The sequence below is a fragment of the Nocardiopsis sinuspersici genome (assembly GCF_001998325.1).
GTDB classification, from domain to species: domain Bacteria; phylum Actinomycetota; class Actinomycetes; order Streptosporangiales; family Streptosporangiaceae; genus Nocardiopsis; species Nocardiopsis sinuspersici.
In genome coordinates, this window is sequence record NZ_MCOK01000001.1 from 2418736 (window position 1) to 2433434 (window position 14699).

General features: G+C 73.8%; 10 protein-coding genes and 1 tRNA gene. 5 read left to right on the forward strand and 6 right to left on the reverse strand.

What is annotated here, in order from left to right:
- Positions 1-106 precede the first annotated feature (106 nt).
- Positions 107-562 carry an ATP-binding protein gene (locus tag NOSIN_RS10440; protein ID WP_077690546.1) on the forward strand — a complete coding sequence of 152 codons (456 nt, stop codon included), beginning with the start codon at positions 107-109 and terminating at the stop codon, positions 560-562.
- Positions 563-658: 96 nt separating this feature from the next.
- Here the strand turns inward: NOSIN_RS10440 and NOSIN_RS10445 are convergent, their stop codons facing one another.
- From NOSIN_RS10445 to NOSIN_RS10465, 5 genes are all read right to left on the reverse strand, one after another.
- Complete coding sequence (locus tag NOSIN_RS10445; RefSeq protein WP_077690547.1) at positions 659-2011, reverse strand: transporter; 1353 nt, start codon at positions 2009-2011, stop codon at positions 659-661.
- Positions 2008-2676, reverse strand: a complete 669-nt coding sequence (locus NOSIN_RS10450) for a hypothetical protein (RefSeq protein WP_077690548.1) — start codon at positions 2674-2676, stop codon at positions 2008-2010. The genes NOSIN_RS10445 and NOSIN_RS10450 overlap by 4 nt, the downstream gene beginning before the upstream one ends.
- Positions 2673-4859 carry a hydantoinase/oxoprolinase family protein gene (locus tag NOSIN_RS10455; protein ID WP_171986576.1) on the reverse strand — a complete coding sequence of 729 codons (2187 nt, stop codon included), beginning with the start codon at positions 4857-4859 and terminating at the stop codon, positions 2673-2675. Before NOSIN_RS10455 ends, NOSIN_RS10450 begins: the two co-directional genes overlap by 4 nt.
- A 70-nt stretch (positions 4860-4929) precedes the next feature.
- Positions 4930-6552, reverse strand: a complete 1623-nt coding sequence (locus NOSIN_RS10460) for an FAD-dependent oxidoreductase (RefSeq protein ID WP_077690550.1) — start codon at positions 6550-6552, stop codon at positions 4930-4932.
- A gap of 10 nt (positions 6553-6562) precedes the next feature.
- Positions 6563-7639, reverse strand: coding sequence for a LacI family DNA-binding transcriptional regulator (locus NOSIN_RS10465; protein ID WP_077690551.1), 1077 nt, complete (start codon positions 7637-7639; stop codon positions 6563-6565).
- 208 nt (positions 7640-7847) lie between these two features.
- On the opposite strand from NOSIN_RS10465, the gene NOSIN_RS10470 reads away from it, so the two are divergent.
- Positions 7848-8870, forward strand: coding sequence for a glycoside hydrolase family protein (locus tag NOSIN_RS10470; protein WP_077690552.1), 1023 nt, complete (start codon positions 7848-7850; stop codon positions 8868-8870).
- An 81-nt stretch (positions 8871-8951) separates the two neighbouring features.
- On the opposite strand, the gene NOSIN_RS10475 is transcribed toward NOSIN_RS10470, so the two are convergent.
- Positions 8952-9767 (reverse strand): SAM-dependent methyltransferase, encoded by an 816-nt coding sequence (locus tag NOSIN_RS10475; RefSeq protein WP_077690553.1) that lies wholly within the window; start codon positions 9765-9767, stop codon positions 8952-8954.
- A 250-nt stretch (positions 9768-10017) separates the two neighbouring features.
- On the opposite strand from NOSIN_RS10475, the gene NOSIN_RS10480 reads away from it, so the two are divergent.
- The 3 genes from NOSIN_RS10480 to NOSIN_RS10490 all read left to right on the forward strand — a co-directional run bounded on the left by NOSIN_RS10480 (position 10018) and on the right by NOSIN_RS10490 (position 13727).
- Positions 10018-10791 carry a nucleotidyltransferase domain-containing protein gene (locus NOSIN_RS10480; RefSeq protein WP_077690554.1) on the forward strand — a complete coding sequence of 258 codons (774 nt, stop codon included), beginning with the start codon at positions 10018-10020 and terminating at the stop codon, positions 10789-10791.
- A gap of 643 nt (positions 10792-11434) precedes the next feature.
- Positions 11435-11506: transfer RNA gene (locus tag NOSIN_RS10485), tRNA-Pro, on the forward strand.
- Between the two features lies 1 nt (position 11507).
- A complete protein-coding gene (locus NOSIN_RS10490; protein WP_077690555.1) occupies positions 11508-13727 on the forward strand; it encodes a transcriptional regulator in 2220 nt (739 codons plus the stop codon).
- Positions 13728-14699 lie beyond the last annotated feature (972 nt).

A 14699-nucleotide genomic window follows, 5' to 3' on the forward strand; every position in this document is an offset into this window, starting at 1 on the left:
GGATGGAACGCACGCAATTCCATCGCAAGAAAAGCGCCTCGGGACCGAGTCCAGCGGTTCCGAGGCGCAGCCCCACCCGAACCAGAAAGCACAGAAGGTGAGACAAATGCAGTCTAGCGCCCGGCTCCCCGCACTTCCACGGCGTCTGTGCCCCAGCCCCACCACGGCGGGCATCCTGCTCGGCTCCGACCCCCGCCACGTGGCCGTCGCCCGCCGCTGGGCCGCCCGGTCCAGCCGCGCCAGGCCCGGACTGGCCGACCGGATCAGCCTGGCCGCCTCCGAACTGGTCACCAACGCCCAACGCCACTCCGCCAGCGGCGGCACCGGCGGAACCGTCCGCGTGGAACTCCTCCGCACCCGCCTGCACCTCGAACTCCGCGTCACCGACAACGGGCCCCGACCGGGGCACGACATCGACTTCCCCCGCGTCACCGACCCCGCCGACCCCCTGCGGATCGGCGGCCACGGCCTGCGCCTGGTCGAGTCGCTGTCGATGTACTGGGACTGGCTGGGCCACGCGGGCGGCCCCCTCACCGTCCGGGCGATGTTCCCGCCCTCGTGAGCCGCAACCGGGGCGGCCGGCCGCGGTCCCCGAACCGGTGTGGCGGGGGTCCTCGTGAGGAACCCCCGCCACACCCTCGAAGACCCGGCACGGGACTCAGAGCAGGTAGAGGAACACCGTCAGTACCAGTCCCGCGACGGCGACCGCCCAGGTGTAGGGAATCGTGGACAGCATCGACCTCTCCGGGCGCACACCGGCGTACTGCGAACTCCACACGGTCTGCGTACTGGTGGGGTCCGACACCCCCAGCACCTGCCCGTAGGAGGCCATCAGTCCCAGGACCGCGGGAGCCGGATAGATGCCCCCGGAGATCAGCACACCGGCCACCCCGGCGCCGAGCCCGAAGATGTTCATCGGCCCCCGGTACAGGGCCAGCGGCACCAGCACGGCGAAGACCAGCACGAACAGCCACGGATTGCTCGGGCTGATCGCGGTGACCACCGGTGTGAGCGCCGAGACGGCCCCGGGCAGGTTCACCGCGGCCAGCAGCATGCCGATCGCGATGAACAGCACGATGGGCGGTGCCGCCACGTCGAAGGCCCGGTAGAGCGTGCGTAGCGCGGTGGAGGACGCCTCCCGCCACGGCACGGCGGTCACCAGTGCGAAGACCACCCCCGCCAGCAGTGAGGGCACGATGGGAACCTCCAGTCCCAGCGCCAGGACGATCGGCACCAGCGGGGTGGCGAGCGCGTACCAGGGAGCGTCCCCGCGACGCCTGCGCCGCTCCGCGGCCCGCTCACGGCGGTTCGGGGGAGCACCGGCCCCCTTGTCACCGGTCTCCTCTCCCCCTGCGCCCGAGCCCGCCGGGACCCGCACCGCCCAGGTGTGCCGGGCGCCCTTGCGGCGCATCTCGACGAGGATGTAGGCCAGCCCGCCCGCCAGCGCGATCGGGAACATGCGCAGTTGGAAGTGCTGGACGGTGGAGACCGGCACGCCGATGGCGTCGGACAGGAACTGCCAGTTGATCAGCTCCAGGGGCAGTCCGGCGGCGATGCCCACCAGCACCGTCCCCGCGGCAACGGTGGGGGTGACCCCGACCGCGATCATCGCGGGGATGCCCACCACACCGGCGAGCATCGCCGCGGGAGCCGACCCGGTGATGCTGCCGCACAGGATCGCGACGACGAAGACGCCGATCGCGACCAGGGAGGGCCGCTCGCCGCCGAACTCCACGATCTTGCGCACGAGGGTGGAGGCGATCCCGGCCTCCGACATCAGTGTGCCCAACCAGCTCCCCAGGAGGATGGCGACCATGGTCGCGGCCAGGCGCGGGGCACCCTCCTGGACGACGGTGCCGAGGACGCTGCCCTCCTCGCCGGTGAGCGGAGCGCCCGCGATGAGCGCGATCGCCACGGAGAGCAGGACGAGGGCGAAGGCAGTGGGCAGACGGCGCGTCAGCATGAGGCCGACGCCCACCGCCATGGCGAGAAGGATTCCGAAGGCGGTCACGGGCACTCTCCGGGGGAGGTTCGCGGGGGCGTCCGGTCCGGTTCCGGACCCCGGTGGGCAAGGGTGGCGGCGATGGCCGCGGTGAGCGCGACGGGGCTGCGGCGCAGCCCCGCTCGGCGGCGGGCGTAGGCGTGCGCGGCGATCTCGTCGGCGCCGACCACGTGTCCGCGCAGGCGCAGCGGTCCCAGGCTCAGGACGACGTGGTCGAGTTCGCGCAGCAGCGAACGGCCTCGTCCGCCGTGCAACAGCATCCTGTGGGCGTGCTCGTGGGACAGGGCGGTCTCGCGCAGGGCCGCGCGCGTGTAGTCGCGGCCCCACCCGGCGGCGCGGGCGACGCGTCGGGCGTAGTCGAGGGCGTCGGTGTAGACGACCACCCGGTCCCCGGCGGAGCGGTGCACGAACTCGGCGAGCAGGACCTCTCCGGGCCGCAGACCGCCGGTGGCCCTCTCCGACACCTCCGGGGCCGCGGTGTCCCCGGGCTCCCCGGCGTCCTCGTCGGCCATCCGCTCACCGAAGCGCAGCGCGGCGGCGGCCCAGGCACGCAACCGGTCGCGGTCGCGGCCCTCGTGCGTGGGTGTCAGGGCGAGCAGGTCTGCGGCCAGGTCCTCGTCGCGGGCGCGTGTGATGCGCGCGTACTGCTCGGCCAGTGTCGTGGGCGCGCTCATCGGCGCTTCTCCATCACCGCGACGATCCGCTCGCCGGGGGCGCGCCTGGCGACCTCCGCCGATGCGAGCGCGACCAGGTGTCCGGGGTCCAGCACACCCGACAGGTCGGCGAGCTTGGGACCCAGCAGCAGCCACACGGCCGGGGGCAGGGCCCCGCCGTCGCCGTAGGTGGTGCGCTCCTCCACCAGGTCCTTGATCCGTCCCTCGGCCTCGGAGGCCACCAGCGTGTCCACCCGGGCGTCGGCGCTGTGCAGGCGCACCACGCCCTCGGCGTCGACCACCCGCACATGGGTGCGTTCGCGGGCGAGGCGGCCCAGCGGCCCCCTGGGCCTGCGCACCAGCCCGAGGACCCGGTACTGGCCGGTGGAGGCGTACTCGGTCAGCTCACCCGGGTCGGCGCCCAGGCTGTCGGCGGCGACGGCACGCGCGGTCTCCTCGTCGTCGGCGCCGGCGGTGCGGTCCTTGGTACGCAGTTCGGTGGCTCCCGTGGCCACGGCCGCCACGAGGTTGCGCTGGGGGTCCACGGTGACGTCCACCTCGATCCCGGCCGGGTCGGCGCCCTGGCTCAGTACCGCCTGCTCGGCCTCGGCGCGCACCGCGAGCACGTCGGCGTGTGTGGCGCCGGGGATGATGCGCTCCACCGACTCCCGTACCAGCGCCAGCGCCACCCCCAGGGGACTGATGACCTCGCTGTGCGCGGCGATGCGTGCCTCCAGGCCGGTGCGCCGCCCCAGATAGGGGGTGACGGTGGCCGCGCCGCCGCCTCCGCCGACCAGGGCGCACACCTGCCGGTCCAGGCCGTAGTCGCCCACCAGCTCCTCCACCACCTCGGCGACGCGCTCGGTGGCCTTGTGCAGCACCGCGCGGGCGGCCTCCTCCACACCCGTGCCCAGGGCCTCGGCGAGCGGGGCCAGCGCGGCGCGGGCCGCGCGGGCGTCGGCGCGGGCGTAGTCACCCTCGGGGACCAGCCCGGCGGCGTTGGCCGCGCAGGTCACGGTGAGGGCGAATCGCCGCTTCCCCGTGTCCAGGACGGCATGGTCGCCGGGGTCGGACACCATGGGGCTGATCCGCACCAGGCGGGCGCCCTCCAGTTCGGCCGGATCGGCGAAGCAGGCGTAGGGCAGGCCCGCGATGTGGGCGCTGCGCGGGCCCACACCGACCAGGTCCGCCCGTCCGGGCCCCTCTCCCCCGCCGACGCGCACCAGGGATCCGCCGCCGACTCCGACGGTGCGTACGTCCAGCGCCGACAGGTAGGTCTCCTTGCCGCCCAGCCGGGCGTGGCGGATCTGGACTCGGCCGCGCCGGATGACGCTGATGTCGGTGGAGGTGCCGCCGGTCTCCAGGAACACGCCCTCACTGACCCTCTCGCCCATGAGCGCTCCCGCCACGCCCGCGGCGGGTCCGGAGAGCACCGTCAGCAGGGGCCGGTGGCGCATCTCGGGAAGCGACATCACGCCGCCGTCGCAGCGCATCACCATCAGCGGTGCGGTGACCCCGGCCTTGTGGATACTGCGCTCGACCAGGTCGGCGGTCTGGAGCATGCGGGGCATGACCCCGGCGTTGAGCGCGGCGGTGCGCGCGCGTTTGCCCAGCCCGTAGAGCCGGGTGATCTCGTGGGTGGCGGTGACGGGTACGCCGCGGGTGCGGGCGGCGTCCAGTACGGCCAGCTCGCCGCGGGGGTCGTCCACGCTGAAGGGCTCGACGGCGACGACGACCTCGGCGCCCTCGGCGAGTACCCGGTCGACGCTGGCCAGCGCAGCCCCCTCCTGCTCGGGGTCGCGCAGCGCGGCGTAGCGCACGGGAAGCGGGTGGCCCGAGTCCAGCCTCAGCTTTCCCAGGGAGCGCAGCCGCCCGGTGGCGAAGGCGTCGTAGCCGCTGCCGACGCCGACGACGCCGATGGTGGCCACGTCGCCCTCCAGCAGGGCGTTGGTGGCCTGGGTGGTGCCGTGGGCCAGGAAGCCGACGTCGTCGGCGCTCACGCCGATGTCGTCCAGCAGGCTCTCCAGCGCGGTCATGATGCCGTGGGCCACCCCGTCGGCGTGGCCGTGGCTGGTGGGGACCTTGACCTGCCCGAGCAGGGCGTAGGTGGTGGCGCTGACGGCCACGGCGTCGGTGAAGGTCCCGCCGACGTCGATGCCGATGCGCACGGGTCCTGGTGTGGGGGATGGGGATGGGTCGCTCATGTCGCCCCTTCTGTGGGGAGTCGGGGTGGGCGGGCCGGGACGGTTCGGCCGCCCACCCCCATGGGGATGGTCAGTAGCCGCGGACGTCGGGCCAGTGGCGCTCGACGCCGGTGCGGTCCAGCAGGGAGGTGAAGCCCTCCAGCAGTTCGTCCTTGGCGCGCACGGCGTGCGGTGTGGTGCCGTGCTCCAGGGCGAAGGCGGCCAGCCGCCCGGCGGCCTCGCCGATGTTCCACTCGACGGGGTGCAGCCGGAAGCAGCCGTTGGTGATGTGGGTGGTGCCGATGTTCTTGGCGGCGGGGAGCAGGTTGGTCTCGCGCTCGGGCAGCAGCGCCCCGAGCGGGATCTCGAACGGGACACTGGCGACGTCGACGTAGTTGTCGCCGCCGGTGGAGGGGTGCAGGTCGATGCGGTAGCTGCCCACACCCACCGAGTCGTGGCGGCGCACGATGCCGTGCGGGCCGAGCAGGTCCAGGGACACGTCGTGCTCGGTGACGGTGGTGACCGCGCGGATGCGGCGTGACTCGCGCACGTAGGCCGCCTTGGCCAGGCCCAGCTCGGCGCCGGTGACGTCGGGCCGGGGCCGCAGCCCCGGGAAGCCGGTGCCGCCGTCGGGGCGGGGCGCCTCGGTCTGCAGCCAGTACAGCACCGAGAGGGACAGTTGGCGGGCCTCCTCGTGTGCCTGGCGAACGGCCTCGGCGTCCACCGCTCCCTCGATCTCCAGGGCCGGTCTGAGCCAGTAGTCGTTGAGCGGCCAGTTGGCCAGGGTGATGTCGGAGTCGAAGGCGCCGGGCAGGTGCATGCGCCGGGCCAGGATGCGCCGGAACCCCCACAGTTCCTTGTCCCCCGCGTCGGCGCTCTGGTCGGCCGCCACGGCCAGGGGGTCGGTGCCGGGATTGGGGACGAAGGTGCGCCCCACCGGTTCGAGGGTGCGCGGGTCGGGAGCGGTGAGGCCCAGCAGCGGACCCGGCCAGAAGTCGGGCTCGTAGGAGCGCCAGAAGTCGTACATGGCCGGGCGCTCGATGGTGTGGTCCTCCCCCTCGTGGTGGGAGACCGCGAAGCAGTAGGTGATGCCCTGGAGGTTGGCCGGGTCGGCCGTCTCGGGGGCGTGCGGCTCACCGTGTTCCGAACGCGCCTCGGCGCCGGTGACGTGGTCGATGCCCGCCATAGGCAGCAGGTCGCCGCTCTCGGTGGCGTCCAGGACGTAGGCGGCCCTGACGGTGTGGCGCCGTCCCCCCTCGTCCTCCAGGACCACGGCCGCCACCCGGTCGCCGTCGGTCACGGCCTCCACGGGCCGGTGCCGCAGCAGCACGGTGACGCGCCCGGCCGCGCGGTGCGGGCCCACCATCTCCTCCAGCACCGCCAGGGCGACCCGGGGTTCGTGGCACAGCTTGCTGACCCGGCCGGCCCCCGGGTTGAGGGTGGGCGAGGCCGCCGCCTCGGCACGCAGCGGATAGGCGCGCCGGTAGTGGTCGCGGATGCCCTCGCGCAGGCGCCGGTAGGACCCGGTGGCGCCGAACTGCTCGATCCACGGGTGTTCGTCGGGCGGCACCGCCTGCGAGGTGAGCTGTCCGCCGATCCAGTCGGTCTCCTCGGTCAGTACGACGCGGCGCCCGGAGTCGGCGGCGGCCAGGGCCGCGGCCACCCCGCCCAGGCCCCCGCCGACGACGAGGATCTCTGTGCTGGTCTCGGTCATCTTGGGCCTTTCAGGTGTCTCGTGTCCGGGGTGCGGCGACGGTGCCGCCCTCCACCGGCTCGCAGGGCAGCAGGCGCCGGGGAGGTTCCCCGTGGGCGCCCGCGATCAGTTCCAGCAGCAGACGGACCGCGTCGCGGCCCATCGCGCGCATGGGCACGTCGAACCCGCCGTAGGCCGCGCCCCCTCCCGGGGCGTGCCCCCGGGTACCGGTCGACGCGCCGAGCAGGGCCAGGGACAGGTCGCGCGGACAGCGCAGCCCGGCCCGGTCCACGGCCGCCCCCAGTCCGTCCAGTGCCGCGCCGGTGTCGGTCTGCTCGACCACGACGGCGGTGACGCCCTCCTCCAGCCAGCGGCGCAGCAGGTCGTCCAGGTCCGATCCGTCGGTGCGCACGACCAGGCGGGAGGGGTCGATCCCCGACGTACGGGCGCCGCGCACCACGCCCTCCTCGCGGTCGGCCGAGGCCGGGGCCTGGTCGTGCTCACGCAGGTAGCGGATCTCGCGGTGGCCCAGTGCGGCCAGTCTCGCCACGACCTGCGCAGAGGCCGAGACGTAGTCGGCGCCCACGTACGGGATGCCGGGCTCGTCGCGGCGACCGATGTAGACGAAGGGGAACCCGTCCTCGACCAGGCGGCGGATGGGCTCGTCGGGGACGTGGCGGCCGAAGAACAGGCAGCCGTCGGCGGCGCGCACGCGCCGCACCGCCGCGGGGTCGTCGGCCCGGGCCGCGGCGCGGGCCGACCCGGTGAACAGGATCAGGTCCTGCCCCTGTGCCGCGGCCTCCTCCTCCACCCCGACCAGGATCGGGTAGTAGGAGTGCGCCACGTCGGTGGGGAAGGTGGTGCTGAAGGTGTACAGCCCCAGCATCGCGTTGCTGGCCGAGGCCAGCCGCGTGGCCACGGGGTCGGGCACGTATCCCAGGTCCTCGGCGGCCCGCAGCACCCGCTGGCGGGTCTCGCGGGCCAGGGCCATCCCCGCGGGGGTTCCCCGCAGGATCAGCGAGACCGTGGCCTGGGAGACCCCCGCCATCCGTGCGATGTCGGACTGGCGCGGGCGGCGCCGCACGCCCGCCCTTCTGGCTTCCGTCACCTGTTGCTCCTCCTGGCCGCCGTGCTAATGCGCATTAGTTGATGACTGTGAGCCGCAGCACGTCGTGTGTCAAGAGGGTGAGCAAGAGATTTCCAGTAGAGGTCATAATGTTTCGTTAATACGTATTAGAACCTTGACTGGCGCATCAGCCCTGGTGAAGACTTCGGGCCTCGGAGCACCCCCCGACCCGCTCCGGAAGGGAATCGTCATGTCCGACGCACACGCCCGCCGCGCCCGGACCGCCCCCGACCGCCGCACGGTCCTGCGGGGCGCCGGAGCGGCCACCGCCGGAGCCCTGCTGGCTCCGGGCCTGCTCTCCCCGGCGCCGGCGGCCGCCGCACGGGCCTCGGGCGTCCTGCCGGCCTACACCTTCCTGCGCGAGGCGCTGGACACCGCGTCGCTCGCCTACAACCCCACGGGCGAGCTGATCTTCCCGTGCCTGCGCGGAACGGTGGGCCGCCTGCCCGACGCCCCCGGGCGCTTCCTGCTCTACTACGCCCCGCACGACGCCCCCGGCGGCGTCTGCCTGGCCTACGCCGACAGTCCCGACGGACCCTTCACCGAGTACCCGGGCAACCCGGTCGTGGCCAACGTGTGGGACCCCCACTACCGGGTCAGCCACGTCTCCTCGCCCCACGTGATGTGGAACGCCGAGCACCGCGAGATGTGGCTGTACTTCCACGGTGAGAACACCACCACACGGCTGGCCCGCTCGCGCGACGGGATCCACTTCGCCTACGAGGGCACCGTGCTGACCACGGCGATGGTCCCGGACACCACGGAGGCCTCCTACGCACGGGTCTTCGAACACCCGCTGCCCGACCGGGGATCGCGCTACGTCATGGTGTTCATGCGCAACAGCACCGGCAACCACCGCTCCATCGGCTGGGGCTGGTCGGCCGACGGCGTCACCTTCGACTTCGACCCCGACCCGCTCGTCGGCCATGCCGAGGTGGGGGTGTCCGACCTGTCCGGTCCGCACCTCGTCGAGCGCGGGGGCAGCACCTACGTCGCCTACCACACCAGCCAGGGCGACATCCGCCTCACCGAGGTGGGCCGCGACTTCGGCCTGCGCGAGCACCTGGGCACGGTGCACACCCCCATGGCCGGGCCTCCGGACTCCGGGCGAAGCGCGGCGCCCTCCTTCGGCTCCGACGGGGGCGTGCAGTACATGTTCTACGAGGCGGGCAGCAGGCTCGGGGCGACCATCGCCATCGCCCGCGCCGACTGAGGCGGGGACCGGTCGGGCCGTGGGCGGCGCGCCGTGAACGGGGTCGGGAGGCGGGGGTACCTCTCCCGGCCCCGGCAGGCGTCAGGAGTTCTTGCGGGCCACGCCGCCGTACTCGGCCACCGGGCGGACCTCGCCCACCTCGGTGGGCTCCGGGCGCCACAGCGCGCAGGAGACCACACCCGGATCCAGCAGTTCCAGGCCGTCGAAGAGCGCGGTGATCTGCTCCGCCGTGCGGATGGTGAGCTTGGGGGTGCCGCGCTCGTTCCAGGCCGCGGCCACCTGGTGGGCCCGCTCCTGGTCGAGGTCGTCGGTGGGGTGGGAGAGCACCAGGAAGCTGCCCGGGACCAGAGCGCCCAGGAGCCGGTCCATGATCGATCGGACCTCGGTGTCGTCGGCGACGAAGTTAACCACGCCCAGCAGCATCAGCGCCACCGGCCGGGACAGGTCCAGGGTCCGCGCCGCCGCCTCCAGGATGGTGTCCGGATGGCGCAGGTCGGCGTCGACGTAGTCGGTGGCGCCCCGGTCCGTGCCGGTGAGCAGCGCGCGGGCGTGGGCGAGCACCAGCGGATCGTTGTCCACGTAGACCACCCGGGCGTCGGGCGCGACCGTCTGGGCCACCTCGTGGGTGTTGTTGTGGGTGGGCAGCCCGGTGCCGATGTCCAGGAACTGCCGGATACCCTCCTCGCGCGCCAGGTGGGTGACCGCACGGACGAGGAAGCCCCGGTCGGCGACCGCGTTGTCCACGATCTCGGGGAAGAACGAACGGATCTGCTCGCCCATCTCCCGGTCCACCGGGTAGTTGTCCTTGCCGCCCAGCCAGTAGTTCCAGATGCGGGCGTTGTGCGGCACGGAGGCGTCGATCGGAGAGGTGGAACCCTCAGGAGTCTCGGGAGGCACGGTTCTGCTTTCTGTGCTCGCTGTACCGACAAAAGGTGCGTACCTGGACAAGTAAACGGTTCCAAGGGCCTACCGGGCAAGTGCCGAACCACATGTGTCGGGACCGTCGACCGCCCCGGGACATGTCGGGGGCACCGCGCGGAAAAGTACTCGTGGGCCACGGGCCGCGCCGGATAGGTTGCCGTGCGGCGTTACCCGACGCCCGTGCCAGCGCCCGGCGTCCAGCGCCGCAGGAGAACAGGAGCAGCCGGTGAAGCACTCCACCCCCGAGTTCGCCCGGATCGCGGAGGAGGGAACCGTCCTGCGGTGCCAGGTCGGCTCCGGCGTCCACGGCATCACCGTCTCCGGCCAGGAGGACCGTGACGAGATGGGCATCTGCGTGGAACCGCCCGAGTACGTCATCGGCCTGCGCTCCTTCGAGCAGTACGTCCACCGCACCCGTCCCGACCACACCCGGTCCGGCCCCGGCGACCTGGACCTGACCGTCTACTCGCTGCGCAAGTGGATGCGGCTGGCCCTGGACGGCAACCCCACCGTCCTGCTGCCCCTGTTCGTGCCCGAGAGCGAGATCGTCGCCGTCACCTCCGTCGGCCGCGACCTGCGCGCCAACGCCGACCGGCTGCTCTCCCGCAGGGCGGGCAGGCGCTTCCTGGGCTACATGCGCGCCCAGCGCGACCGTATGGAGGGCCTGCGCGGCGGCAAGCACACCAACCGGCCCGAACTCGTCGACAGGTACGGCTTCGACACCAAGTTCGCCTACCACATGATCCGGCTGGGCATCCAGGGCGTGGAACTGATGGAGACCGGCCGCCTGACGCTGCCCATGCCCGAGCCCGACCGCACCTGGCTGCGCGAACTGCGGCGCGGCGGGCACGGCCGCGCCGAGGCCCTGGCGCGGACGGGCGCGCTGGAGGAGCGGCTGACCGACCTGTGCGAGACCTCCGGCCTGCCCGAGGAACCCGACGGCGCCTGGGCCGACCGCTGGCTGGTGCGGACCTACCAGAGCGCCTGGGCCGGGCGCTGAGACCGGCACCGACGAACCGGGCACCGGCCGCCGGGACCGGCCAACGGAGCCGTGCCGACGACCACCCTGGTCAGAGCGGGCACCCGGCGCGGCGGCGGCACACGGCCGGGATAGGGTGATCCCCCGAAGGAGTACGCGCCGCTCCCGATGCCCGGGCGGCACCGGCGCGGCGTGCGCCACGCGTCACGCGCCACGCGCGGCGCACGGGAACAACGAACACTAAGGAAACACCATGGTCGGAACCGTCGCCTTCGTGCTCATGATCGTGGGTCTGACGATGATGCTCGCCACCGGGATCCTCGCGGCGGTCATCAAGCCTCCCCACCACTAGGGAGTGACGGGTGCGTCCGCACGGCCGCACCCGTCAGGCCTCCCTCCCCCGGGAACGCCCGCCACTTCCGGTGCGGGACGGCGCGTCCGGCCCCGGAAAAGCACTTTCGGTCCCCTTCTCCGGGCCGCTAACGTGACTCCCCGGACGACGTGTGGCCCAACAGCAGAGTGCCTGGCTGAGGACCGGAGGGAGCGGGGGCAGCACCCGCCACGTCGGCCGACCACGAGATCAGACGCCAGTACGCGACTCAGGTGATGGAGCACCCGGCTTCCTTCCGGGGACGCGGGTGCAGGACCCGCCGTGCTGGCCGGACAGCGTGTAGCTCAGCAGTAGAGCACCCGGCTTGGGACCGGGAGGGCGCGGGGGCGGGACCCGCCACGCTGGCATGGACAACCCCACCCCCCGCCAGGTCGGCCCCGGCTACGCCGTCGGCCGGATGGCCAAGGCGCTCACGACCGCGCTCACCCACGAGGACCCCCGGGTCCGCGAGGCCGCGCACAGGCGCGTCGACTCCTGGGAGCGGGTCGTCACCGGCATGCGGGAGGGCACCCTCTCCGTCGGCTCCCGCACTCCGGTCAGGGGCCTGCCCGCCGAGCGTGCCGCCCTGTACGCCCACCACCTCACGGAGGAGGGCCTCGCCGAGCTCACCGCGCTGCTCGACGGCGGCGGGTACGAGGTGGACCTGCCCGAGCAGGCCGCCCTGCTCACCGTGGCCTGGCTGCTGCGTGCCGGGGACACCGCTGGCGCGCTGCGCCTGCTCAGTGCCATCGACCCTCTCGCCGACACCCTGTGCCTCACCCCGCGCCCGGCGCCCCGCCAGGACCTGCCCGCGAACACGGTCTTCCGCGAGACCGTCGGCGACGCGCGCCGCGCCCTGGAGCGGCGTGCCCGCAGGGACCCGGCCACGGTCCGGCCCAAGGTCCAGCAGGAGGCCCTGGCGGTGTGGAACCCCTTCGCCGACCGGCTGCTCTCCCACTGGCTGGAGACCTACCGCGACGGCCGGGTCGACGCCCAGCGCCCTCCGGGATGGACGGAGCGGGGCGCCGCCCTCCTCGCCGAGTACGAGCGCCTGGCCGCCGAGCACACCCTGTGCACCAAGCACCGTAGGCCCAAGGAGAACCTGGCGATCCTGCTGGCCGCGCTGCGCGAGGCCGTCACGCCCGGCGGAGGTACCGGCCGGGAGGGCGGCCGGGGAACGGAACTCACCCCCCGCCGCCTCGGACTGCTCCAGCACGCGGCGGAGTCCATGGTGGCCAGGCGCGGCCTGCCCGGCTCCGACCGCCACACCCTCCTGCGCACCGGGCAGGCCGAGCACGCCGCCCGCCCCACCCACGACGTGCTGGCCGCCCTGCTGTCGGCCCGGCTCGCCCCGATGCCCCAGAACTCCGGCGCCCCCGGGATGGAGGAGGCGCTCGCTCCCACGCTCCGGCGGGAGGCCGACGACTTCGCCGTGCCCGAGGGCTGCCCGATCCCCGACTCCCTGAGCGGCGTAGCCCGGCGCGCCACCGCCGCGCCCCTGGACGACCTCGTCGAGCTCGGCGTGGTCCCCTCCGCCGAGGTGATGGCCGAGATCGTGCCCGCCCTGACGGCGGCGGCCGAGGCCGCATCCGCCGACGACCCCGCGCTCGCCCGGCTGGTCGCCGCCCACCACCGGGCGTTCGGCCGCAGGCGCTCCCTGCTGCTGCTCGACCTGGCGAGCCAGGTCCGGGCGAACGAGCTGCCCTGGGTACAGGAGCTGCTGCCGCACCGCGCCGGGCCCGGGGCGCGGCGGGAGGCGGTGTCCCGGCTGCTGCCCGAACTGGGCGCCTCGGTGCTCGCCCACTTCCCGGGGACGATCGTGCCCAACCCGATGGTGCGCGAGCTCGACGGCCTGTCCCGGGCCGCCGGCCTGGGCCTGCCGTTCGTGGAGGAGCTGGCCGCCGACATCTTCACGGGCGAGTTCGTCCCGAAGTTCCCGCGCGCCGCGAAGATCGCCGCCGAACTGCTGGAGGACGGCCTCTACGCCCGCTACTACGGCATCGACTACACCGAGGTCCTCGCCCTGCCGGAGGAGCGGCCCCTCAGCGGGCACGTCGTGACGCCCTTCGCCCGGCTGTGCCGGGAGCGCGCGGGCAACCCGCGCGGCGGCGTCGCGAGCAGCGGCACGGTCATCGAGCAGGCGCAGATCCTGACCACCCACAACCTGGCCACCCTGGTCGGCGCCGGGGCACGTCCGGAGTGCGGGTGGGCGGAGCTGGCCCGGCGTGCCCACGCCCTGACCGTGCGGACCGTGGAGCGCCTGCCGCTGGTCCACCCGCCCCTGCCCCACGTCAAGAACGCGGCGTTCTCGTGGCGGCAGACGGTGTTCTTCCTGTCCCTGTGCCCGGAGCGGGAGCAGCGCGAGGCGATGGCGTTGATGGAGGGGCTGGCCCCCGGGCAGCCGCACCACACGCGCGAGCGTCTGGCGCCGGTGCTGGCCGGGCTGCGCCAGGTCGTCGACGGCGGGCCGCTGCGCGAGGAGGTGCCCGGCGGGGCGCGCCGCTTCCTGGGATGGTCGGCGGGGCCGCACTGGATGCTCCAGATCGCGCCGCGGGTGTCGACGCGTTCCCGTGGCTCGTGGGGGTGACCGCGTTCGGCGTGCCCGGGGACGGGGGTGCGGCGGGCGGCCGGTCCGGGGCATCCGTCCACGCTGCCCCGAACCGGCCCCGAGCACGGATACGTGCCCTTCCACCTTACGGATCCGGGTGAGGGCGGGGTGAACCGTCGGGGAACTCCTGGCACCGTGTGGGCCGGAGTTCCGTCCGTGCTCCCTGTGCCGTGTGGGCCGTCGGCCGGAGCCGGGCCTCGTGTGCCGCACCGGAGGCACCTCCGGCCGGCCCGGGCGCTGTTCGGTGGCCTCGGTCCTGTGCCGCTGGGGTGGCAGGGGCGCCGGCGGGGCTGTCGGAGGTTGCGCGGGTATGCCCATGGGACAGGGGCGGGCGCACCGTGTGGGGCAGGGGTTCCCGCGCCTTCGGCGTCCGAGCACGAGGCCAAGTGCAGCGCAGCTTCAAGGAAGCACGGCCTAGGGCCGACCCGGGCCGCCTGGCACCGCAGGTGTGCCCGCGGCCCGGTCGGCCTTGGTCCGGTCGGGTTCGCAGGGGATGGTCGGGGCTCATTGGCACGGCTGGTCCGAGCACGGGGACGTCCGGGAAAGGACTTCCGGGATCCTTCCGTGGCCACCACGGGGTTCCCCGGAAGCGGGGGCTTCGGCCTCCGATCGTCCGCGCGTTCGCGTCCAGCCCGCCGGTCCGGTAGGCGCCGTCAGGATCCAACGGCGCGCGCACCAGGACAACCCCACCGGCATCCGGGGACACACCCGTGCCCGTGTTCCCCTTGTCAGAACGGTGACCCGAAAAAACGTCCGTGCTGGTCGGCGGCCCACCGCGGATGCGTTCCGCGCGACGAGGCCGATAGCGGCCACAACCGGCCCGAACCCTTGGCAGGGGTCGGGCACGAGCGGCCCCGGCTCCGGTCCCGGCCCGAGCCCGGGCACCCGCCCTCCCCTTCGCGCGGTGGCCGGTTCCGGCCAGGCCGACGCCTCCCGGGCCTCCCGCGTCGC